At 41.2% G+C, this 23,137-nt stretch carries 22 protein-coding genes; 15 read left to right on the top strand and 7 right to left on the bottom strand.

The genetic code is table 11. The features are described 5' to 3' along the window. Positions 1 to 2: 2 nt before the first annotated feature. Genes LPTSP_RS03910 through LPTSP_RS03895 form a run of 4 tightly spaced genes read left to right on the top strand, consistent with a single transcriptional unit; the run spans position 3 to position 4,726 of the window. Positions 3 to 2,204, top strand: coding sequence for an ATP-dependent helicase (locus LPTSP_RS03910; protein ID WP_108927534.1), 2,202 nt, complete (start codon positions 3 to 5; stop codon positions 2,202 to 2,204). Positions 2,205 to 2,264: 60 nt separating this feature from the next. Further along, the gene (locus LPTSP_RS03905) at positions 2,265 to 2,705 is read left to right on the top strand and encodes an LIC11625 family surface-exposed protein (protein ID WP_108927533.1); all 441 of its coding nucleotides are present in this window, start codon (positions 2,265 to 2,267) and stop codon (positions 2,703 to 2,705) included. A gap of 9 nt (positions 2,706 to 2,714) precedes the next feature. Continuing rightward, a complete protein-coding gene (locus LPTSP_RS03900; RefSeq protein ID WP_108927532.1) occupies positions 2,715 to 3,566 on the top strand; it encodes a 3'(2'),5'-bisphosphate nucleotidase CysQ in 852 nt (283 codons plus the stop codon). A gap of 29 nt (positions 3,567 to 3,595) precedes the next feature. After that, positions 3,596 to 4,726: a glycosyltransferase family 4 protein gene (locus LPTSP_RS03895; protein ID WP_108927531.1), complete on the top strand. Its 1,131-nt coding sequence runs from the start codon at positions 3,596 to 3,598 to the stop codon at positions 4,724 to 4,726. On the opposite strand, the gene LPTSP_RS03890 is transcribed toward LPTSP_RS03895, so the two are convergent. Further along, positions 4,709 to 5,128, bottom strand: a complete 420-nt coding sequence (locus tag LPTSP_RS03890) for a hypothetical protein (protein ID WP_108927530.1) — start codon at positions 5,126 to 5,128, stop codon at positions 4,709 to 4,711. The genes LPTSP_RS03895 and LPTSP_RS03890 overlap by 18 nt on opposite strands. A gap of 102 nt (positions 5,129 to 5,230) precedes the next feature. On the opposite strand from LPTSP_RS03890, the gene LPTSP_RS03885 reads away from it, so the two are divergent. The 3 genes from LPTSP_RS03885 (at position 5,231) to LPTSP_RS03875 (ending at position 8,730) form a co-directional block, all read left to right on the top strand. Next, a complete protein-coding gene (locus LPTSP_RS03885) occupies positions 5,231 to 5,737 on the top strand; it encodes a TlpA family protein disulfide reductase (protein WP_108927529.1) in 507 nt (168 codons plus the stop codon). A gap of 167 nt (positions 5,738 to 5,904) precedes the next feature. Beyond that, complete coding sequence (locus LPTSP_RS03880; RefSeq protein ID WP_108927528.1) at positions 5,905 to 7,944, top strand: AMP-dependent synthetase/ligase; 2,040 nt, start codon at positions 5,905 to 5,907, stop codon at positions 7,942 to 7,944. Positions 7,945 to 8,058: 114 nt separating this feature from the next. Continuing rightward, positions 8,059 to 8,730, top strand: coding sequence for an LIC11631 family protein (locus LPTSP_RS03875; RefSeq protein WP_108927527.1), 672 nt, complete (start codon positions 8,059 to 8,061; stop codon positions 8,728 to 8,730). Positions 8,731 to 8,763: 33 nt separating this feature from the next. Here LPTSP_RS03875 and ptsP read toward each other — a convergent pair whose 3' ends face one another. The 3 genes from ptsP to LPTSP_RS03860 form a co-directional block, all read right to left on the bottom strand. Next, positions 8,764 to 10,506 (bottom strand): phosphoenolpyruvate--protein phosphotransferase, encoded by a 1,743-nt coding sequence (gene ptsP, locus LPTSP_RS03870; RefSeq protein WP_108927526.1) that lies wholly within the window; start codon positions 10,504 to 10,506, stop codon positions 8,764 to 8,766. Between the two features lie 103 nt (positions 10,507 to 10,609). Further along, positions 10,610 to 11,515 (bottom strand): UDP-3-O-acyl-N-acetylglucosamine deacetylase, encoded by a 906-nt coding sequence (lpxC, locus tag LPTSP_RS03865; protein WP_108927525.1) that lies wholly within the window; start codon positions 11,513 to 11,515, stop codon positions 10,610 to 10,612. Between the two features lie 261 nt (positions 11,516 to 11,776). Beyond that, positions 11,777 to 12,442 carry an SDR family oxidoreductase gene (locus tag LPTSP_RS03860; protein ID WP_174704429.1) on the bottom strand — a complete coding sequence of 222 codons (666 nt, stop codon included), beginning with the start codon at positions 12,440 to 12,442 and terminating at the stop codon, positions 11,777 to 11,779. A gap of 90 nt (positions 12,443 to 12,532) precedes the next feature. Here LPTSP_RS03860 and LPTSP_RS03855 point away from each other — a divergent pair, with 90 nt between their 5' ends. From LPTSP_RS03855 to LPTSP_RS03845, 3 genes are read left to right on the top strand one after another with little or no spacing between them, the layout of a single operon-like run. Next, on the top strand, positions 12,533 to 13,198 hold the full coding sequence (locus tag LPTSP_RS03855; protein WP_108927523.1) for a TIGR00266 family protein: 666 nt from the start codon (positions 12,533 to 12,535) through the stop codon (positions 13,196 to 13,198). 18 nt (positions 13,199 to 13,216) lie between these two features. After that, positions 13,217 to 13,888 carry a TIGR00266 family protein gene (locus LPTSP_RS03850; RefSeq protein WP_108927522.1) on the top strand — a complete coding sequence of 224 codons (672 nt, stop codon included), beginning with the start codon at positions 13,217 to 13,219 and terminating at the stop codon, positions 13,886 to 13,888. Between the two features lie 3 nt (positions 13,889 to 13,891). Next, positions 13,892 to 14,584, top strand: a complete 693-nt coding sequence (locus tag LPTSP_RS03845; protein WP_108927521.1) for a TIGR00266 family protein — start codon at positions 13,892 to 13,894, stop codon at positions 14,582 to 14,584. On the opposite strand, the gene LPTSP_RS03840 is transcribed toward LPTSP_RS03845, so the two are convergent. Further along, complete coding sequence (locus tag LPTSP_RS03840; protein ID WP_108927806.1) at positions 14,581 to 15,912, bottom strand: radical SAM protein; 1,332 nt, start codon at positions 15,910 to 15,912, stop codon at positions 14,581 to 14,583. The two genes, LPTSP_RS03845 and LPTSP_RS03840, sit on opposite strands and share 4 nt — an antisense overlap. A 97-nt stretch (positions 15,913 to 16,009) precedes the next feature. Between LPTSP_RS03840 and LPTSP_RS03835 the strand changes: the two genes are divergently transcribed. Next, complete coding sequence (locus tag LPTSP_RS03835; protein WP_108927520.1) at positions 16,010 to 17,212, top strand: PQQ-dependent sugar dehydrogenase; 1,203 nt, start codon at positions 16,010 to 16,012, stop codon at positions 17,210 to 17,212. Between the two features lie 99 nt (positions 17,213 to 17,311). Then, complete coding sequence (locus LPTSP_RS03830) at positions 17,312 to 18,493, top strand: lipoprotein LipL45 (RefSeq protein WP_108927519.1); 1,182 nt, start codon at positions 17,312 to 17,314, stop codon at positions 18,491 to 18,493. Between the two features lie 76 nt (positions 18,494 to 18,569). Here the strand turns inward: LPTSP_RS03830 and LPTSP_RS03825 are convergent, their stop codons facing one another. Both LPTSP_RS03825 and lipA read right to left on the bottom strand, forming a co-directional pair. Continuing rightward, entirely contained in the window at positions 18,570 to 18,845 is a 276-nt protein-coding gene (locus LPTSP_RS03825) for a hypothetical protein (RefSeq protein WP_439956983.1), read from the bottom strand. Positions 18,846 to 18,889: 44 nt separating this feature from the next. After that, positions 18,890 to 19,795: a lipoyl synthase gene (gene lipA, locus LPTSP_RS03820; RefSeq protein ID WP_108927517.1), complete on the bottom strand. Its 906-nt coding sequence runs from the start codon at positions 19,793 to 19,795 to the stop codon at positions 18,890 to 18,892. A 103-nt stretch (positions 19,796 to 19,898) separates the two neighbouring features. On the opposite strand from lipA, the gene LPTSP_RS03815 reads away from it, so the two are divergent. The 3 genes from LPTSP_RS03815 to LPTSP_RS03805 are packed head-to-tail and all read left to right on the top strand — an operon-like array spanning position 19,899 to position 23,103. Beyond that, complete coding sequence (locus LPTSP_RS03815) at positions 19,899 to 20,654, top strand: pseudouridine synthase (protein ID WP_108927516.1); 756 nt, start codon at positions 19,899 to 19,901, stop codon at positions 20,652 to 20,654. Continuing rightward, on the top strand, positions 20,651 to 22,060 hold the full coding sequence (locus LPTSP_RS03810) for an MBOAT family O-acyltransferase (RefSeq protein ID WP_108927515.1): 1,410 nt from the start codon (positions 20,651 to 20,653) through the stop codon (positions 22,058 to 22,060). The genes LPTSP_RS03815 and LPTSP_RS03810 overlap by 4 nt, the downstream gene beginning before the upstream one ends. 8 nt (positions 22,061 to 22,068) lie before the next feature. Further along, positions 22,069 to 23,103, top strand: coding sequence for a DUF1574 domain-containing protein (locus LPTSP_RS03805; RefSeq protein ID WP_108927514.1), 1,035 nt, complete (start codon positions 22,069 to 22,071; stop codon positions 23,101 to 23,103). Positions 23,104 to 23,137 lie beyond the last annotated feature (34 nt).

Here is a 23,137-nt window from a genome sequence, read left to right as displayed (position 1 = left end):
CTTTGTCAGTTGACCTAGTACAAGGCTTGAATGATCCGCAAAAAGCCGCAGTCGAAAGATTAGAAGGCCCTGTTTTGATATTAGCAGGGGCAGGTTCGGGAAAAACCAGGGTAATCACTCATAGGATTGCGAACCTGATCCTGAACAAAAGAACGGATTCTATCTGCGCTCTAACTTTTACAAATAAAGCTGCTGCGGAAATGTTGGAAAGGGTGGCAAAATTAGTGCCTTCTATTCCTTGGAATGTTCAGATCAAAACATTTCACTCTCTCTGTTTATATATTTTGAGAAGGGAAACTTCTTATCTAGGAATGCCTTCCGGATTTACGGTTTATGATTCCGTATTACAGGAATCCTTAATTAAGCAGGTGATCAAAGATCTACATGAGGATCCTAAACAATACAAACCTTCTTCTTTGACCGGGATCTTTTCTTCATGGAAGGATGGGCTTTCCGATTCGGATTCTTATATTCGAAAGGAGAATTTTTCCCATCGATCTCAGATGATCTCAAATATCTATGAGGAATACGAAAAACGTAAAAAGAAGAACCAGGCCTTAGATTTCGGTGACCTGATCCAAAAAACAGTGCAGCTCTTTCGAGAGAATCCAGGGGTCTTAAAGTCCTACCAAGATAGATGGAATTATATTATGGTGGACGAGTACCAGGATACAAACAAGGCACAATATACTTTGGTACGTTTACTGTCCGGAGACAGGGGAAATCTTTGCGTAGTAGGGGACGACGACCAATCCATTTATTCCTGGAGAGGAGCAGATATTTCGAATATTCTAAATTTCGAAAGTGATTTCCCGAACGCGTATGTAGTAAAACTTGAGGAGAATTATCGCTCCACTTCCAGGATCATCCGTGCAGCCTCCAAGGTGATCGCGAATAATAGCGGGAGAAAAGAAAAGGAATTATTCACAAATAACGAACTAGGTGAGCCAATCTCCGTTTCTCAATTCGAGAATGAAACGGAAGAAGCTTATGATATCGTAAAAAAGATAAGGTCAGGAGCAGCAAGGGGCGCTGAGTATAAAAACTTTGCGATCTTCTACAGAACGAACGCACAATCCAGATATTTTGAAGAAGGACTTAGATCCTCCGGCATCCCGTATAAAATTTTCGGCGGTTTTAGGTTCTTTGATAGAGCCGAGATCAAGGATATGATCGCGTATTTGAACGTGGTGGCAAATCCTATGGATTCCAATTCTTTATTAAGAATTGTGAATACACCTCCCCGAGGAATAGGAGAGGCAAGTATAGAAAAAATCCGTAAATTCTCCTTAGACCAGGGAATTTCTTTTTTAGAGGCGATAGGACATCCCGATCTTCCTTTAAAAAAAGCAAGTTTGGGAAAAGCGAAAGAACTCTATCATCTATTCGAAGACCTGATCGACCGGAAAGAAAAAGGGGAGCTACCTTCAAAGATTGCCCTAGAGATCGTAGGAAGATCCGGTTGGATCGACTATATGGAAAGGGATGCCCATGATGAGGAAGCGGTTTCTAAAGTAGAGAACGTCAGAGAATTCGTAAACTCCATCGAAGAATATGAGTCCAGAGAAGATTCCCCCAACTTGGAAGAATATCTGAACCAGATCAGTCTTCTCACTTCGGAAGAGGATTCCGCGCAGCTCACTGACTATGTTCATCTGATGACTGTCCACAATGCAAAAGGATTGGAGTTCCCCACGGTATTTCTGACAGGTTTGGAAGAAGGGACCTTCCCCCATTCCATGAGTTTGGAAGAACCGAACGGCCAAGAAGAAGAAAGAAGGCTTTTTTACGTGGCATTGACCCGGGCAAGAGCGAAATTATACCTGAGTTATTCCAGAACTTCCCGCAAATTCGGAAAAGTAGAGGACCGGATCCCGTCTCGATTCCTTCCGGAAATCCCGTCAGAATGTTTCGGCGAAGAAGGTATCCTGGCCCAAAAAGGAGTCCGAAGACCACAAGGGCCTCCGGTTGCTTCCTCCGGAGCCTATAAAATCCAGGAAACTGCTCGGGAAAGGGAAGATTCTTCTAAACCGCTGGGCGAAGAGGCGGATATCCGAGAAGGAGATAAGGTCAAACATGCACAATTTGGCCTGGGACAGGTGATTTCCGTCCAAGGGACCGGCAAAAACCGTAAAGTAAAAATCAAATTCGGGAGCCTGGAGAAGAACTTTTTCCTTGCCTATACTCCCTTAGAGAAATTATAACAAGGGGGAAAGTTCACCCCCTAAAATACCGATATTATTCACAGGAACATAGGAGAAACAATGAAACGGATCGTAATACTAGCCTTGGCTATCTGCCTAGGGACCCCATTGTTTGCTGGAAAAGTCAGCGGTTTAGTAGAAGAATTTAATAAAGTAGAAGAATTTAATAAGAATCGAAAAGTTTCCGAATCCGCTAAAAAAGCGACTCTGGAAAAAAATCTTCTCTCCGCTTTAAAATATAGCCTTCATCGTAAATACTTGGATTACAAGGAATACACTAAGGATCTAAAAGCGGATTCCATTTCGTATGAGCCCCAAAAGGGAACTTTCGGAGTGTATGTAAAATACAAAACCTATATCGTATTTTACAGTTATCTAATGGATCCGGAAATCTATCTCCAAACTCCTATCAACGAGGTATTCTACGTCCGTCCTGATAATTTGGATGAGGAACCTCATAAGGAAGATAAACAACCGGCTCAGCCAACTTCCGGAAAATAATCCTTTTTCATGCGATTTCCGGAAGAAGCGGAATTAGTTTCTAAACTTGTTCTGGAAGCCGCAGACCGGATCTTTTCCATCTATGGAACAAATTTCCATGTGATGGAAAAATCCAAAGGTGATCCTCTTACAGAAGCCGACCTGCAGGCAAATGAGATCATTGCAGGCGGCATCCGCAAAATCCTAAAAGACAAAGTTTATTCCGAAGAAGATTCGGATTTTTCTCATTCCACTCTGAAAGGAGAAAGAGTTTGGATCTTAGATCCAATCGATGGAACCCGTGAATTCGTAGCTAGAAACCCTGAGTTTGCGATTAGTCTAGGACTTTTAGAAGAAGGTAGACCTGTTTTCGGGATCGTAATGAATCCCGCAACGGGAGAATTTTTTTGGGGAGCGGAAGGTAAGGGAGCATATTATAAAGTCCTAAAGTCTCCTTATGTAGAAAATCAGATAGATTGGGAGAATACCTTCTATCTTCAAAGATCCGGATCTTCGGAGCCTTCTAAGGTTCTTGTCTCTGTTTCGGAAACTAAAGCAGGTCTTTTCAAAAATTTAGATTATGGAAATGATTTTGTATTCGAGCCAAAAGGTTCTATTGCTTATAAACTAGCGCTTGTTGCAGTCGGGAAATATCCATTAACACTTTCCTTAAGACCTAAAAACGACTGGGATGTAGCGGGAGGAATTGCGATACTACGTGCTTCTCAAGGAAAAGATCTGGAAATCCGTTCCGGAAAAGATTATCCATTTTTAACTTCGAAACTAGGGATAGGGCTAATCGCCGGAGATGCAAAGCTCGTGACCCAGTTTTGGGAAAAGTTTAAAACTTCCCTCCAAGCTTCCGTTAGGGATCGTTGGTAAATTAATTTTAGAAAAGGCAAGTTCTTAGTTTGTCCGACTTAGGCAGAAAAAAATACAAGATCGCTTTGGATGCAAGGCCATTATCCACTCCGGTTTCCGGAGTAGGAAGACTGATCGAATCCATACTGAAAGGTTTCGAGAAAGATCCAGATTTTGAATTTTATCTTTTTTCCCATAGACCGATACACGATGGTTATTCGGATCTATTCAAGAATCCGAATATAAAACCTGTGATCGGAGAAGGTCTATTCTCCAAAAAAGGAGGGATCTACTTTGCTTTTTACCTTCCTTTCCAACTTAGAAAATATGAGATCGATCTATTTTGGGGAACACAGCAAGTATTTCCTCTATTCTTACCCAAAAATATCCCAGGGGTTTTGACTTATCACGATTTTGTGGCCTATCGTTTTCCGGAGACCATGAGGCGTATTGCAAGATTCCAGCAGCTTTTTTATTTAAGAAGAAGTATCCAAAGAGCTGATTTCATTTTGGCAAACTCTGAATTCACTTCTTCCGAGATCTTAAAATACTCTTCTTTCCCGAAAGAAAAGATAGAAATTATATATCCGGGTTACGATCCTAAAGAGATCCAGAAGATCAAAACCCCTCCTACAAAACGGATCGGCAAATTACCTAAAAGATTTTTCTTAACCGTTTCCACTTTGGAACCTAGGAAGAATTTCGGAACACTTTTGAAGGCTTATCAAAAGGCTAAGAAAGAAAGGTCGGATCTAGTTTGGGTCCATGCAGGAAAAGAAGGTTGGGAATCTCCCGAGTTTCTGGAAAAATTCAAACAATCTTCCGAGTCGGGAGAATTATATTGGTTCGATTTCGTAAATGAAGAAGAGCTTAAGTATTTGTATTCTCAGGCGAGCCTATTTGTTTTTCCTTCTATTTACGAAGGATTTGGGATTCCACTTTTAGAAGCGCTTGCTTATTCTTTACCTTGTATCGTTTCTGATCTAGAAGTGTTTAGAGAAATAGGAAAAAATTCCTGCGTGTATATTTCTCCTGAATCGGAGGAAGAATGGAAAAAAGCGATTTTGGATTTTCAAAAAAAGAAGTTTAAATTCCCAAAAGCGGATCTGAAAAGATTCGAAAGAAAGAAGTCTGCTGCACTTGTGAAAAAAATTTTTAGGGATCTAGTTTCTAGTAAATAAGTTTAAGATTATTTGGACCAAAGATTTTTTACCTAGTTCTATCGTTCCAGAAAAGATAATATCGGAAGAAGATTTCCAATGGATATGGATCCGATTACTATCCAAGGCTTGGAAATAAATTTGCTCAGTCGGGCTCACATTCCAAATGAACAGATCTTCTTTCCTTGACCAGGAATTGTCCGTCCAATCGGTGCAGATTTTTTCTAAAGTTTTGCTAGATCTTAATTGTAGAATAAGTCCCTTTTTCGGATCTAAAAATGCGGAGAGAATTGGCGGCTTTGCAAATCCTTCGGGAGCTCCGGAATCAAAATGGATGCCTGTTCCTTGAAACCTTCTCCCTTCCAAATAGGATTGAAATTCCGAAAATTGGAAATAGTAATTATAGATCCTGGTTTCTTCCAAGGCTAAAAACCTTGTACAAGTTTTTGATCTCCACTCTTTAAAGCAAGGTAGAATTGGTAGGAAATGACTTGTAGCTTATATTCTTATTTGTAATCTGGAAGTATGGTTTTTAGAAAAGCCTGGCCTTTCTTTCTTCTTCTCTTTTCCATTTTATTCATAAACGATTGTAGATCGGACGAACAACCTTTACTCTACCAGGTGACCCTCCAGGATTGGGATGGGAATTCCCACAAATTTTCGGAGGACAAAGGCAAGTTAGTGGTCTTAGACTTCTGGGCAAGCTGGTGCGAACCATGTAAAAAAGCAGTCCCTGTAGTCGAAAAACTGAGAGAAAGATTGAAAGATTCCCCTGCGGTTGTGTTGGGCGTAAACACCGAAGACGATCTAAGTTTGGAAGAGATCAAGAAAGCAGCTTCCGATTTTGGAATGTTGTACCCTAGCCTTTTGGACCCCGAATGGAAATTAGTGACCCCTCTTAAGATAGAAGGACAACCTGCATTATTCGTGTTTAGCAAATCCGGAAAGAAACTTCATTCCCAATACGGAATTTCAGAGAAAGATCTACCGATATTGACCGGAAGGCTAAAAAACTGGCTTGAATCTCCTTAAAATTGAGTTTTATCCATAACGATCGTATAATAAAAAGCCAAACTCGGACTTGTTTTAAAAAAAAGGATTTATCTTTCAGCATTTAGTTTGAATCTGGAATTAGATTCCCGGTAGGTGCTGCCGGACATCATCCATCTTTCCATTTCATTTCAGGAGAATTTCCATTCATGGCTGAGAATCTCGCCCAATTATTTCGTGAGTCGGCAGAAAAATTTAAAAATAAACCGGCTTTCTTGTACAAAGATGCGCAAAAGAATTATTTGCCGATCACCTATTCAGAGTTATACGATGCAGGTGTAAATCTTGCCGAAGCTTTGATCGAACTAGGCATTCAATCCAGAGATCACGTCGCCTTACTTGCGGATAACCGTGTAGAATGGATCATCGCAGATTACGGTATCATCATGACCGGGGCTGCTGACGTTCCAAGAGGAACCGATATCACCGACTCAGAGATCGTTTATATCGTTAGTCACTCCGAGTCAGAAGTAGTATTTATAGAAAACGATAAAATGTTGGAGAAATTCAACAGAAACAAATCCCAGCTCGGAAAAGTAAAAACGATTATCATAATGGACAAAGAATCCGAGGCTCCGGGTGTTCTGAAAATGCATGACCTGATCGAAAAGGGAAAAAGTTTAAGAGCTTCCGGTTCTCGTAAGGTAGAAGATAGAGTAGCCGCTATCAAACCTGAGGATCTTTTCACTTTGATCTATACCTCCGGAACCACAGGTCTTCCAAAAGGCGTTCAATTAAGACATTCTAATATGATGCACCAAGTATTGAACGTAACTCCTATGTTAAAGATCAATGCAGAAGCAAGACTACTTTCTATTCTTCCAGTATGGCACGTATTCGAAAGAGTTGTGGAATATGTTTGTATCAGCATCGGTGCAGCAACATATTATACAAACGTTAGGGATCTTCGCCAAGACTTGGCAACTGTGAAACCTACATTTATGGGTTCCGCTCCTCGTCTTTGGGAAAATATCTACAACGGTATTTATACAAGGATCAATGATCCAAGCCAAACTCCTGCGATCCGTCGCGGATTATTCAAACTGGCTTACTTCTTCTCTGATAAGAAAAACGCAGCAATTCGTTTTATCACAGGCAAAGAAGTGGATTATCACGGAAGAAACCCGATCGTTTCCTTATTCTACGGGATCTTAATGTTAGGTCAATTGCTACTGACCGGACCATTCACTCTGACTGTGGTCTCTTCTGTAGCGGCTTATCTGCTTGCTTCTACTGAGTTCTCTTATTTGAGCCTTCCTCTGTACATTCTTGCAGGACTTGGAGTATTCTTCAATAGCGCGACTTTGGACAAGATTGTTCTTTCCAAGATTAGGACCGCTACTGGTGGCAGACTTAAGGCTTCGATCTCCGGAGGAGGAGCACTTCCTCGTCACGTAGACGAATTCTTCAATAATATTGGGATCAACGTTTTGGAAGGTTACGGTATGACTGAAACTTCTCCTGTACTTTCCGTGAGAACTTTCCAAAAACTCATTATCGGTTCTGTAGGTTCCATCGTTCCTAAAACCCATCTTCAGATCAGAAATGATAATAACGAAATTCTGACAGAGATCGACGAGAACGGAAAAGTGATCAAGGGAAGACTAGGACGCAAAGGTGTTGTATTCGTAAAAGGTCCTCAGGTCATGAAAGGTTACTTCAAAAATGAAGAAGCTACCTCCAAGGCTCTTGTAGACGGATGGATGAATACGGGTGATATGGGGATGATCAACTTCAAACATACCTTAACACTTACCGGAAGAGCAAAAGACACCGTTGTTCTATTAGGCGGAGAGAATGTTGAGCCGGTCCCGATCGAGAACAAACTCCAAGAATCCGTTTATATTAGCCAGTGTATGATCATAGGCCAAGACCAGAAAAATCTGGGAGCCATCATTGTTCCTGACTTCGAAAAATTAGAAGAATGGGCAAAAGAGAATGGAGTAGACACTTCCAACAAAGAAGCTTTGATCGAGAACGCCAAAGTTGTGGATCTATATAGAAAAGAGATCAAAGCGCTGAACAACTCTAAGAACGGATTTAAGTCTTTCGAGCAAGTGACTCCATTCTTCATTGTTTCCAAACCTTTCGAGGTGGGAGACGAGTTGAACAATATGCTGAAGATGAAACGCCACGTGATCGCTGAAAAATACGCGGATAAGATCAAGAAGGTCTACACAGATAAATAATCCTTTAAGTAAGGGTTAGCACACCCTCAAAAAAGGAAAGAAGAAGCCTCGGATACCACCGGGGCTTTTTTTTACCCTCCGGGGAATTTTACAAGCCGCCGATATGTATTCTGTATGGCGAAAACGATCCTCTCCAAACCCAGTATTTTTGAACCCTATGGTCATTCGGACCTATATGCTTTGGATAATCTTTACTTTTCCACGTTAAGAGAAAGAGAGGTCTGGGACTTTTCCAGAGTAAGAGAGTTTTCTGCCTTAAATTTAGGGTTCATTTTCGCAAGAGCTGAACTTGTTTGGAAAAAGTTTCACTCAGAATTGGAAATCAAAAACTTAAACCCAAGTTTCAAAAAAGGGATCTGCCTAAGTGCAGGCTGGGAAGACGCTCCCGGACTTAAAATCGATTCTTTTTTACCGAAAGTATTCGGTACGGAAGAAGTTTTTCAATATTCCAGATTGGAAGACGTCTCGGAAGAAATCCCATTTAGAGAATTTTTCTCTTCGGAAGGATTTGTTTTTAAAGGAACTTGGAAGGAAAAGAATTATCTGATCTTATTTTCAAATATCCATTCCGAAGATAGAAATCTTCCTGCTGTGATCAAAATGATCTCCCAGTTTCATACAGAGAGGAAATCGGAAGGGAATTTTTTCCTCAGAACTGAAAAACAATCTTATCTGAATTTTCTAAAACCGAAAGAATCTTTGGGTCCTTTATTCTTACAGGAAAAAAAGATCGACCAAGACCCGTTTTTATTTTTGAGTTTGGAATATTCTGAAATAATAAAGTAAAGCTGCGATGTCGGAGTTCCTACGTGCAGGTTTTTACTCCAAGTGTTTGCTAAACAAAAAAGCCTCGATCGCTTCGTAGTCTTCAATTTCAGAAAGTTCTAAAATTTTTTTCAGAAGAAAATTTGCCTGTTTCAGACTTACAGATCCTAAAATTTTCCGGATCGGTCCCACAAACGGAATTGATATGGAAAGTTCTCTAAAGCCCATTCCCAAAAGTAAGATCGTAAAATTTGTATCCGAAGCGATCTCACCACAAATACTCAACGGTCTTTCATATTTCCAAGCAGTTTCTACGATCTGGATCAGGGTTCTTAAGAATGAAATATGGAATGGGTTATACAAAGAAGAGACATTCACATTATTCCGATCCACTGCCATCAAATACTGCAATAGATCGTTTGTTCCGACGGAGAAAAAATCCACTTCTCTTGCCAGAACATCCATAGAGGATACAGCGGAAGGAGTTTCTACCATTACCCCAAGTTTGATCTTCTTATTGAACTTTTCCTTGCTTGCGGTAAGTTCTCTTTTACATTCTTCTAAGATTTCTTTCGTTTTTTTGATCTCTCCTAGATTGGTTACCATAGGAAGAAGAATACTTAAATTTCCGTAAGCGGAGGCTCTTAGGATCGCATTCAATTGTTCCTTGAACCAATCAGGATTTTGGAGACTGTATCGAATTCCTCTATTTCCTAAAAATGGATTTTCCTCAAATTCTCCCGTGGAAAATTTATCCGCGCCTATATCGAAAGTCCGGATGTAAACTGGATTCGGATCCATTCCTTCTGCGATCCTTTTATAGGCTAAGAATTGTTCTTCTCCGGAAACGTTTTTGTCCTGGTATTTTAAGAATAACGACTCTGAACGGAAAAGTCCCACACCGTCTACATCCGCTTTTTTAGCAAGTTCACAGTCGGTATCCGATTCTAAATTACATTTGAGTCGGATCTTGACTCCGTCTTTTGTTACGGCTTTTTTAGGTTTAATTACCTTTGTCTCAAAACTTAAAGGAGAGGAAGCTCCATAATATTTTACTTCTTCGATTGTTGGGTTTCTTACGATCTGGCCGGTGTCCGCGTCCAAAAAAACATATTCAAAATCGTTAATGTTTCGATAAAATTCTTTTAAGCCAACAATGGTGGGGATCCCATAGTTTCTGGCAAGGATTGCCATATGACCTGTTTTTCCCCCCAGGTCCGTTGCAATCCCTCTGATCCTACTCTTGTCCATAAGTATCATCTGAGATGGAGTCAATTGTCTTGCGACCAAGATCACGTCTTCCGATTGGTCAGCCAAAAAGGAGACTTCTTCTTTTTTATCCAAAAGGTTTTCTAAGATCCGATTGGATATGTCCTGAAAATGATCCGATCTTTCTCTGAAAAACGGATTGTCCATACGAGTGAACTTGTCTGTGAGTTCGTTGATCGTATTTTGGACCGCTAAAAACGCGTTTTCATTATATTCTTTAATTCGATTTCTAAATGAATCTTGTAACCCTGGATCTTCCGTGATTGTGACCTGGGTTTCTAAAATTTCTTTTAACTCTCTATCTTGTTCTCTTGTTTTGAGGCTGGAGATGATTGATTTTAATTCTATTTTGGAAGAATCGAGAGCGTTAGAGAGTTTTTTGAGTTCTTCCGATTTTTGGCTCTCGTGGATATAGGCGCCGTGGGCGAGATGTCTTCTCTTTGTACCGACTTTTACGCAACGACCGTAAAATCTGCCGGGAAAAGCGACTATCCCCATGTATGTATTTCTTTTCCCGCCACCATTCATTGAATGAATATCCGCAGGTAGAAATACAGTAGTTTAGTGAATCGACAAGTCTTTTATAAATTCGGAATATCCCGCCCGAATCAAAGGCGGGAAATCGAGTAAATTAGACCATCGCCGCTTTTCTGTTGAAGAGAGGGATCCGGCGACTTTTGTATTTGCCCAATTCGTTTCCTGTTACTGAACTCATGACTAACTTAGCCATGGAAACGTCCAGTGCATGTCCCGCCTTGGAAGCTAGATAATGGCCGATGATAGGTCTTCCCGCAATGGAAAGGTCCCCCACCAGGTCCAAAATTTTATGTCGTACACATTCGTTTTCGTAACGAAGGGATTCATTCAAATACCCGTCCTGGGTAAGAACGATCGCGTTGTCTAATGAACCTCCCATCGCGAGACCTCTCGCTTGGAGAGCTTCTACGTCTTTTAGGAATCCGAAGGTTCTGGCTGGTAAGATTTCGTTTTTGAGAATGTCTCTGTCCAGATCGATTGTGATGTTCTGGCCTTTTAAGAGGGGATGAGGGAAGTCAATTGTGTAGGTTACTTTCCAGGTTTCGCTGGGAAGGATAACCAGGTATTTATCCCCATCTACTACCCACATCGGGTTCTTTACATAGATAGGGTCTATTCTTTCTTCGAATTCGGTATAACCTGTGCTTTCGAATGCTTCTAGGAAAGGAAGGGAAGATCCGTCCATGATCGGAACTTCTACGGAGTCGATTTCTAAGATCATGTCCGTAATTCCTACGGAGAATACCGCTGCCATCAGGTGCTCAACGGTTTGGACCCTGTGGAGTCCGTCTCCAAGTGTAGTAGCGTTACTCGTATCTACCACATTACTTAGTTCTACAGGGATGGATGCTTTATCTTCTCCCTTTCTATATTCAAAAACTATACCTGTTCCAGCTGGAGCAGGGTGCCCGACCAGATTTACTTCCTTACCGGAATGTAATCCGATCCCCTTAATTCTAACTGTTTCTTTAAGAGTTTTTCTATGTTCTGTGAAATTCATCATTTCCTGCCCCAGAAACTTTCGGTTCTGGAATCCATTCGCATTACACCAAGGCTCTTACTTTATTGGACGGTCTTGAAGTCCGATAAAAATTAACCCTTTAGGACTATAGAGCAATATCCATGCCAGGTGCGGTGCAAAAAGATGATTTTAGACAGGCAGTACAGCCCGGTACGGAGATAACTAGACATAATTTGAAAGAAATTTCTGTACTTCTGTCTCTTTTTTACAACAGTGTTGTTTTAGGGAGACAGAATCCATTTACCATGGTAGCTCTTCCCCGTTTTGATGAAAGAATCTTCCGGACCTTTCCGGAGAGAGTTTTTCGATCTGTTGGAAGAGTCCCTCGGCTGCAGTTCTGGGGGGAATTCCTTGTCTACCTGTCATTTCGGTAGCTACCATTCCAGGGTGAAGAATTCCTACAGAGATCTTTTTAGGGGCGAGGTCACGAGCGAGACTAACTGCACCAGCATTTAAGGCAGATTTGGACATTCTATATCCGTAATAGGCTCCGGAAGTATTATCCGCGATAGAGCCCATTCTGCTAGTTATAAAGACCAGTTTGGAGTCTGGGCCAAGTTTAGGAAGAAGTAGCCGACTTAGTCGGATTGGCCCGATCGCATTTACTAGGATCTGGGTTTCGAGTTCTGTGAAGTCCACGCTTTCCAAATTATCCGGGATCAGGATACCGGCGTTATTGATCAGTATGTCCAGTTTGACCCCAGTCAAGAAACCGGAAAGAGTTTCGAAAGTTTGGCTTTGGGTCAGGTCCAGACCTTCAAAAATTTTCACACCCAGTCTTCGGAGAGGCTCCGAACTTTTTCTACAAGCTGCATAAACAGTATGACCCTTTTCGGCGTATAAATTTGCGAGTTCCAGACCGATACCTCGGTTGGCGCCAGTGATTAAAACTTGTTTCATTCGGATTAAATTTAAAAAAGAAGAAGTCTAGAAAGAAATATTCGGGTTCGGGAATCGATTGACGTTTTGGAAAATATTTTCCAAACTTTCCCGCGTATGCAATTCCAGATCTCTCATAAACCTTCCTTCTCCTTATTGAAACTTAGATTAGGTCCCGGTCAATCGATTAAATCGGAAGCCGGAGCCATGGTGTACATGAGTTCCCGGATCGGCGTGGAAACCAAGATGGGAAGCGGCTTTCTTTCCGCTCTTTCTAGAAAAATTTTCGGCGGAGAATCATTTTTCTTCAATACTTACACCGCTCCTGAAACAGGAGGAGAGATCGGACTCGCTCCGGATCTTCCGGGCGATATCATAGATCTGGATCTGAATGGAAAAAGTATTTTTGTTCAATCTGGATCTTATCTGGCTTCCGATCCAGGAATCCAAGTCGTTTCTAAATTCGGCGGTCTTCGTTCCTTATTTGGAGGAGAAGGTCTGTTCTTGTTGGAGATTTCAGGGACCGGAAAAGTATTCTTAAGTTCATATGGAGCTATCGTTCCAATCAGAGTAGAAGGAAATTATACTGTAGACACAGGTCATATAGTCGCCTTCGAAAATTCTCTCCAATTCAAAGTAGGAAAGGCGGGGGGAAATTGGAAATCCACCTTACTAGGTGGCGAAGGTTTGGTCGCAAATTTCACTGGCAATGGAACTCTATGGATACAATCAAGGGTGCCTTCCGGATTTATCAGCTGGCTTACCAAACTTCTTCCAGTTTAACAAACATTAGGAATTAAAATGAATATCCAAGTTTTATACAAACCATCTTATTCCGTAGCGAAAGTAAATTTAAGTTCCGGAGAATCCATCAAGGCGGAAGCGGGAGCTCTTATGAGTATGAGCTCTCATATCCAAATGCAAACAAGCAAAGCTCAGGCTGGGGGGATTTTCAAATCCTTAAAGGCCGCTTTTCTTGGAGGAGAATCTTTCTGGATGAACACATTCTCCGCTTCTCAATCGGGAGAAGTTTTACTAGCGCCAACACTTCCCGGTGATATAGAAAAACTAGAATTGAATGGAACAATTTTTATCCAATCCAGTTCTTTTCTCGCGGCAAAACCAGAGATAGATATAGATACTAAGTTCCAAGGCCTAAAAGGTTTTTTCAGCGGAGAATCTTTATTCTTCTTAAAACTGAGCGGAAGCGGACCGGTCCTTATCTCCAGTTATGGCGGGATAGAAGTATTGGATGTAGAAGGTGAATTCATAGTAGATACAGGCCATATCGTAGCATTCGAAGAAGGTCTGCAATACGAGATCACTAAGTTCGGAGGTTGGAAGTCCTTCTTCTTGGGCGGAGAAGGTTTAGTCGCCAGATTCAAAGGAAGAGGAAGGCTCTGGCTTCAATCTAGAAATGTGCCTACCTTAGGCGCTTGGTTTAGATCAGAATTACCACCTAGAAAGGAATAATATATGAAATTTGAAATATTAGCAAAACCTGATTTTCCTATCCTAAAGCTTAATTTGAATTCCGGGGAATCCATACGTGCGGAGTCCGGAGCAATGGTTGCTATGTCCTCTCAAGTCAAAATGGAGACCAAGGCTCAAGGCGGGATCTTTGCTTCCGCAAAAAGAGCTTTGTTTAGCGGCGAGTCCTTCTTCCAAAACACATTCACAGTGGAAAGTGGAAACGGAGAGTTATTTTTAACCTCTGCTACACAAGGAGACTTGGAACATAGAGCTCTCAAAAACGAAGAACTGATCTTGAGTAGAGGAGCCTATGTTGCCGGCGGCACAGAGCTTGTGATAGACAGCAAATGGGGAGGCTTCAAAGGATTTTTTGCCGGAGAAGGTTTATTCTTCCTAAAAGTTTCCGGGACAGGAGACCTATTCTTCTCTAGTTTCGGTGCAATTCACACTGTAGATGTGGACGGGATGTACATTGTAGACACAGGTCATATCGTAGCATTTGAACCCAGCTTAGATTATCATATCGATAAGGTAGGAGGATTAAAATCTCTCTTCTTATCCGGAGAGGGATTAGTCGCCAAATTTTCCGGTAAGGGCAGGCTATATCTACAAACTAGGAACCAAAACTCTTTTGCTTCTTGGGCAAATACCTGGAGAAGGGTGCAACGTTCTACAAGCGTAGGAGGAGGGGACTAAGCCCTTCCTGGATAGCTGATCACATCCATAAAGGCGGAAACGGAGAATACCGCCTTTCCTGGTCCAGGTTCTCCATAACCTGGAGGAACTGGTAAATTATATTTTTCGAATGTAGCCTTCCAGACTGTGAGTAACTCGCAGAAATATTCCAATGGAGGACCCGCTTGGGTCCCTAAAGTTGTATAAGGTTCCGGACACCAAGCAGTGAATCTAGGCATGATCCCTTTGGACATAAAGAAGTCTAACCCTTCTCCTGTGGATTTGATCGCTTCTGCAACTGTAGGAAATCCCCAAGGCTGAGAAAGCTCCACTCCACCTACAAAGTTTGGGATCACATAAGAAGGCCCAAAAATTTCTGCAGAATCAACGATCCTTCTGATCCAAGTATCTCTACCGATATAAGCTTCTTTTCCTGGACAAATTTTTCTGAATAGTTCAGGTTCCCATACTTCGTAGTTGGGATGATAGACTTGGATCCCTGCGTCTTTGAATTTTTTGCAGTCCTCATTCTCCCATGCTTGGGAAACAATCTTGCCCATCCATCTTCCTGGGAACTTTTGCTCGATTGCTTGTGCGTATTCTAGATAAAAATCGATTTCATTTTTCTTTTTGAGAGAAGTGATTACGGACCCGCCTGTGATCGTGTACACTTTTGCGATCTCGTCTTCTGCATCTATCCAAGACAGAACTTCTAAAATATCTTCTATATCTTTTACGCCTGTGTAAGGTCTGCCTGCATTCTTCTGTTGTCTATAATTGTGATTGATATCGCAGTAGGCACATTCTTCGTCCTTACCGAAATACTGGCAGTTACGAAAAACTGTGAGATAGATCAGATACCCCCATTCGATGACTGGTGCGATCTCTCCAGGGATTTTTCCGGACTTGGTCTTGTGTCTGTACCAAGCGGGCTTAGGTGGATATTCTAGTTTTCCTAAAAATGTTTCGTTTAAATAAAGACCAGGTCTGCCCTCGTCTTTCTCTCCGGCAGGGATACGTTTTACTTTATAAGGAGAGTTTGGATTATTACGAGTGGAAACAATCGTAGGCAATAAATTGAAATAACCACCAGTGATCTTGATCTCTTCGGGAGCCTTGGAGTCGGTGCCTTCTTTCATATCCGCAAGTGGAATATGGTCGAAGGAGAAGATGAAATAATCCTTGGTCTTATAGTCTTCCCCTACTTGAAAAGATTCCGGAAGAAAATGGATCCCTTGCCTCAGAATGTCCTGTTTCAGAATTGCTTCGAATGGGATCTGTTTGTATTTTCTTTCCATTTCCTCCAATAAGGCTATGGAAGATTCGGGGCGGAGGGTGCTCGTGCTCATCTTAGCTCCAGACTGGTTGGTGCGTAAGTTTTGGCATCTAGTTTTTAGCTTTTTCATCCTTGACTGAGAGCTTTCAAACTGTATTTTTTCTGCCAGAATGAGACGATTTTGCAATAGGATCTTATTAGTATTCTCTCTATTTCTGGGACTCTCCCTTTTTACGGGAGAGGACACCCATCTTCTTGCCAAAACCAAAAAACAAAAACCTAAAAAGGAGACTGGCACAGAATACGTATTTGGTTGGACCCAAATTGCATCCGGCTTTAAAGAAATCACTGATATACAATTTCATCCTAGCTTGCCTGGAGAGATGTTAGTCTTAGAGAAGAAGGGGAAAATACTCCTTTGGAATTTTACAAACAAACAATCCAAACTCATTGCCGATTTTACAGGAAGTGTAGAGACCAGATCGGAAGAAGGTTTACTGGGTTTCGCATTTCACCCTAAGTTTTCGGAAAATAGGCTCTTCTATATCAATGCAGTTTCAAAAGAAGCGGGGAAGGACCAGACATTTATTTTAGAATTTCATTGGGATGATTCTAAAATTCTACGTTGGCAGGATCGTAAAAGGATCTTACTCAGAGTGGATCAGCCTTATTCCAATCATAATGCGGGTCAGCTTAGTTTCGGTCCTGATGGAAAATTATATATTGGTTTTGGGGATGGGGGCGCCGCAGGAGATCCTTACAAACATGGGCAAAATACATCTACTTATCTAGGAACTTTGATCCGGATAACACCTAACCTGGATGCAAACGCTCCTCCTTATAAGATACCGGAAGACAATCCTTTCAAAAATTCGCCAGGCTTCTTGCCTGAGATCTGGGCCTATGGATTTAGAAATCCGTGGAAGTTTTCATTCGATACTAAGACCGGAGATCTGTATTTAGCAGATGTTGGACAGGATGATTGGGAAGAAGTAGATCTGGTTCTAAAAGGCAAGAATTACGGCTGGAATATAAAAGAAGGATTTCACTGCTTTTTACCCAAAAAGGACTGTGAAAAACCTGGGTTAACCGATCCAATCTTGGAATATGATCATGATCTGGACCGCTCTATCACTGGCGGATACGTGTACAGAGGGAAAAATCTTTCCAAATACTATGGATGGTATATTTTTGCCGACTTTGTTTCGGGAAAGATCCTTGGTTTCTCCACAGAAGTGGAAGGTAAAAGGAAACTAACTGTATTAGGGGATACTCACTTCCTAATCAGCACATTTGGCCAGGATTCCACAGGTGAGCTGTATTTTAGCGATTTTAGTTCAGGAAATATCTTCCAAATTGGAAAAAAAAATTGAAATAAATTGAAAATCCCAGATCCATAGATGTTAACCCAATATAGATCGGACTGCCTCCACCGCGGTTCAGATTAATCTCGATCAAAGAAGGATAGGGGTATGAATAAAGTCATTTCCGTTGCATCAGCCGTCCTAATGGTCGGTCTGTTGACATCCGGAGCTTGTAAAAAGCCTGCGGAGAACGCGGATTCCGCGAACGCAAAACAGAGCCAACCATCGGCAATCGTAGTATTTAGCGTAGGGGAAGCAAAAATCCAACACGCTGATTTAACTGAAGACAAAGCTAGTCTTGGAACTGTCCTGAAAGAAGGGGACAAGATTGAAACCAAGGCAAAAGCGAAAGTAGATATCCAATTCTCAGACGGTTCCGCCGTTCGTTTAGCTGAAAAGTCCAGCATGGAATTCTCAGCTCTCGCTTTGAATACCCAAGGAAACACTGACACTAGATTGTCTTTAGTTTCTGGAAAAGTTTTCGCTAAAGTAAATAAAGCAAGCAAAGACGATCAGTTCTCTGTAGTAACTCCAACCGCAATCGCGGGAGTTAGAGGAACTTCTTTCGTTGTGGATCGTACTAAAAACGACAGATCCGTCGTAAAAGTATTAGAAGGATCCGTTGCTGTATCTCCAAGAGTTCGTGCTCTGGAAGGTGCAAGTGCAGAAGAGATCTCTGCGAATGCAGAGTTGAAAAAGATCAAAGAATCTTTGGATAAATCTGAAGTTATCTTAGAAAAAGACGAGTCTTCCATAGTAAAAGCTCCCGATAAGAAATTCGGTGAGAAAGAACTTACTAAGCTAGACGCAACTTTGGAAAGAGATATTCCAAAAGCGGTTACCAAACTGACCGGCTCTGGAGTTTCTAAAACCGAAGAAGAAGAGATCAGAACTATCGTTACTCTGGACAAAGACACTACCGATAAATTAGTAAAACTGAATATCGATCCTAAGTCCGGAAAAGTAGACGAAGCTACTAATGCTGCTAATGAAGCTGAGAGAAAGAAAATCGAAGAAGAATTAGCTAAGCGTCAGTCTGATGAGCTGAAAAGATTCAAGAACGTTCTTGTTTCCGCTCCTAAAAACCTGAAAACTAATAAGGATCTGGTTAACTACTACGAAAAACTGGAGAAAATCGTACTGGCTGATGGAAAAACTACCATCATCGGAGCGATCGTAGACCAGCAAGGTAGCACCATGATCGTCCATACCGAAGACGGTATTAAGAAGATCAACCAGGACGATGTAAAAGAAGTTATCTACGACTTCCAAACTAAGTCCGAAAACTAATCCACAGGCTTAAATAGGTGGAAAAACCCCGGGTTGCCGTAAGGTAGCTCGGGTTTTTCTATTTAGAGGCCGGGGGTTATTTTACTTTGTGGTGCGGATGAGTATCCAAGTAGTGATCCCAGAGTTTTAGGATCATATTCGAAATTTCTTCTAGATCTAAAACTAGAACCTTATCTTTATAATTCACTAATAGTCGACTTCTACCGAATTTTTGGATCTCTCCCCATTCTACTCGGAAGCCGGGGATCAAACTAATAGAATCGAATAGAACGTCTTTGATCTCCATTTTGGAAATATGACCGTCTTGTTTGGAAAGATAAGATAATATCGAATGGAAGATGATCTTTTTCATCTCCGATGTATCCGGAATATCCGGAAATTTGTCTTTGGATCTTTTTAGTTTTCGAACCACGGCACTTGCTCGTCCGCGTGATAAGAACTTCTGACCAATGGCCCTGAGAATACTGTTCTGAATCCTAAAGCTTTTCCGAATTCTTTTAGATCCTTGAACACTTCCGGACGAATGTACTCGCTAACAGGAAGATGTGTTGGAGTTGGTTGGAGATATTGTCCTAGGGTGACCATTTGCACTCCTACGGCTCTGAGATCCTTTAGAGTTTGATGGACTTCTTCCAAGGTTTCTCCCAGGCCAAGTATCAATCCACTTTTAGTTAAAAGCCCTCTTTGGGAAGCATGCCCCAGAACATCCAGAGATCGCTCGTACTTTTTAGCAGGAGCTACTGTAGGAAATAATCTTTCTACAGTCTCTAGGTTATGATTGAATATGTCCGGCTTGGAAGAATAAACGATCTCTAAATTTTCTTCCCTCATCTTAAAATCCGGTACTAAAATTTCAATTTTGCATTCAGGGAGTCTTTCTCGGATCAGCTCTACCGTTTTTTTGTAATGAGCTGCGCCTCCATCCGATAAATCGTCTCTATTTACTGATGTGATGACTACATGTTTAAGACCTAAGGCCTTTGCAGATTCTGCCACTCTTAAAGGTTCTTCCGGATCTAATGCGAGGGGTTTTCCGAAGGCGACATCGCAGTAGGAACAACGTCTCGTACAAATATCTCCTGCAAGCATATAGGTGGCAGTTTTTCTGGACCAACAATGATTCAGGTTGGGACAAGAAGCGCTTTCGCAGACAGTATTGAGTTTTCCCCCCTCTACAGAACTGCGGACGAAATCGACCGGATTTTCCTTTTCACGGAAAGGAAGCCTGACCTTTAACCAGTCCGGTTTTTCGGGAGCGGGTTGGTAAGCATTGGACCTGGGCTTCTTTTTGAGAGGATTCACCCTTAAAGCCTCCGTCTGAGTCCAAAAACAGTCAAGTGTTTTGGGTAGCCGGAAATAGGTGGGTGTCCGAATCTGGAGGGATCGGTCGAGACCGGGGGCAAGTTTGAGCGAAAAAGTCGCAAAAGAGAAAACGGGGGAAGAATCCTCCAAAGAAATCAGGATCAACCGATTCCTTGCAGACTGCGGCCTAGGTTCCCGTAGAAAGGTGGAAGAATTGATCCTTTCCGGAAAAGTGAAAGTCAATGGAGCCGTCGAAAAAAATCTAAGCACCAAGATCAGGGTAGGTTCTGATATTGTTCAGGTTGGAAATAAAAAATTAGTCCCTCCTACAGAAACAGTTTTCTTAGCATTAAACAAACCTAAAGGATATCTTTGCTCCCATAGCGATCGTTTTCATTCCAATACTGTTTTTGAATTACTCCCTAAAAAATACGGAAAACTTTTTATAGCAGGAAGATTGGACCTGGATTCCAGGGGACTTCTTCTTTTATCCGACCAAGGAAATTTGGTCCAAGAGATCACACATCCGTCCGAAGGCTCCGAAAAGGAATACGAAGTAGTCTTAGAAGAAGAATTGGATCCCAAGGAAGTGAAGGACAGATTCACTAAGGGGTTTATGGACGAGGGAGAATTTTTAAAAGCGGAGAAGGTAATATCCTTAACAAAAGGAGAAGGATCTTCCAAGTTCAGAGTGATCTTAAAACAAGGAAGAAAAAGACAGATCCGTAGGATGTTCTCGATACTCGGTGGGAGAGTGATCGATCTGCAGAGAATACGGATCGGAAAACTTTCATTGGAAAAATTGAAAATCGGAGAAGGCAAGTTTGTCTTGTTGGATCCTAAAGTTTGGAGACCATGACTTTTACCAGTTTAGAATTTTTATTTTTTTTCTGCCTAGTATTTCTGGTGTATTGGAATCTTCCGGACGCTTTAAAGAAATATTTTCTTATCTTAAGTTCAGCGTTATTTTACGCATTCTCCTCTTGGAAGTTTTTATTCCATTTAATCCTTGTTGTGAGTATCAACTGGGTGTTCTTGCGGTTTTTCCTGGCGAAAAAATGGTTCTTACCCGTTTCCATAGGATTCAATGTACTTAATTTAGCTTTTTTTAAATATTTCTATTTTTTCGCGGATCTGGTCGGAATATTCTTAGGAATTCCTGATTTCCAAAACAAGGTCAGTTTGGACGGGATACTTTCCAAATCCCTAGACTGGGCAGGATTCGAAGTAATTCTTCCTTTAACGATCAGTTATTATACATTCCAATTCATTTCCCTTTTAGTAGATAAGAAAAAAGGTACAATCACTGAAGAGATCGGATTTTTTAAATTAGCTTCTTATATTTTCCTTTTTCCAGTCATGATAGCGGGTCCTATATTAAGATTTAATGATGTAGCGGCGCAGTTCGATTCTCCTAAAATGGAAAAAGAAGATATGGTGGACGGGCTATGGCTAGTCGTAATCGGTCTTTTTAAAAAATCCGTGGTTTCTGTTTTGATGTCCGGATCTATCTTCCAAGTATTTGCAGAGACCTCCGCTTTTTCGGGAGCAGCCCTATTAAGCACAGTATATTTCTTTGCGATCTATCTGTATTTGGATTTTTCTGGACTGACTGATATTGCAAGAGGAATGGGAAAACTTTTAGGATTTACTCTTCCTCAAAACTTCAGAGCTCCATTCTTCTTTGATGGTTTTGGGGATTTTTGGAGAAGATGGCATTTGACCTTCTCCTTTTGGATCCGAGATTATTTGTACATTCCTCTCGGCGGTTCCCGAAGCGGAACATTGCGCACTTGTTTCAATTATCTAGTGGCTTTTGGTCTGGGCGGGCTTTGGCATGGAGCCAATTTGAATTATCTTCTTTGGGGAGTTCTGACCGGTTTGTATCTTTCTATAGAAAGAGTATTGAATGATTGGAAGATCAAGATCCTACCGGAGATCCCTTACGTAAAAAGAACAATTACGTATTTATTCGTTCTGAATATTTACAGTATCTCTTGGGTTTTATTCTTCACGCCTGATTTTGGATCTGCTGTGGCAGCGGTGCAAAGAATATTCCTTTGGTCGAATGGAGTAGCCTTTCCGAATATGGAACCTTGTATTTTTGCACTTTTGGTCGCTATCCTATTCCATTCTGCAGAAGAATGGCCCGAAAAATTTAAGGTCGGTCTTAAATGGAAGACTGTGCTTCTTCCTGTAGTATGGATCTTGGTTTTACTTGCTCTACCTAGCGGGAACGCGGATTTCTTTTACGGACAATTCTGAGAAATAGTATGAAAAAGAAATATATCTATCTTCCTGTATTCTTCCTGATCGTTTTATTCTTTGCGGATAAAATTTTCCTTTTGGACTTCTTTCAAACTTCTTTTTACCAAGAAGGAAATCCGGTCTATTATACTCAAAGAAAACATCTATTTGAGAAACTCCAAAAGGACCAATCGGTTTCTAAAAAGAACTTAGCTCTTGCGTTTGGAGATTCACGGGCATATCCGTATTCAGTAAAAACTCTTCCTTCATCTATCCAGAATGATTGGACAGTGTATAATTTTTCAGGTCCACAGGCGGTTCCTGCTTACGGTTTCTATTGGTTTCGTAAAATTTTAGAATCCGGAATTAAACCTAAGATCGCATTTTATGTAGTCAGCCCTGAAGGATTTGACGATTCCAAGGGGTTATTGTACGAACCTTTTTTAAGATTAGGTGCGGACGAAGAATTTAGAAAAACGTATTGGGACCAGTTTTCTACTTCTGACCAATTGGAAATTCTAAAAGAAAAGTTCTTTTCTATTAGAAAGGTCAAGCCTGGTTTCAAATTATTCTGGTCGAGGTTGACCGGCGGAAAACTTAAACAGTATAGAGCTGACCAAAATCATGAAAATCTGATTTTGGAATTGGGAAACGGAGAGCAACTTGCTTATGCGAGTGCCAGTAATAATCCTAAAAAATTGGAAAAAGACGCTCTTAGATTAAAAAGTATTTATCTATCTGGTTTCACTCCCGGTGAAATAGAATATTTTTTCGTAGAAGAATTCCTAAAACTTGGAAAACAAAACGGTGTAAAAACCTATCTCATCTGGCCCAAAGTGTATCCCGGATACAGAGCCGGATATTACGAATTAGGTTTGGAAAAATCCTGGTGGCCCAGAATGCAAGAGTTGGCGTCTAAATACGGTGCAACTGCTGCAGATATGAATACTCTAAGTTCCTGCGATCTATATTACGACGGTTCTCATCAAAGTGTACTTTGTATATTAGAACAATCTGAAATATTGATGGATGATTATTCCGGTAAAAGAAAGTTACCTTAGAAATTCTCCTGGCCTTGGCGCCATTATGTGAAAA

The sequence above is a fragment of the Leptospira johnsonii genome (assembly GCF_003112675.1).
Classification (GTDB): domain Bacteria; phylum Spirochaetota; class Leptospiria; order Leptospirales; family Leptospiraceae; genus Leptospira_B; species Leptospira_B johnsonii.
This window is presented reverse-complemented; position numbering and strand designations above follow the sequence as displayed.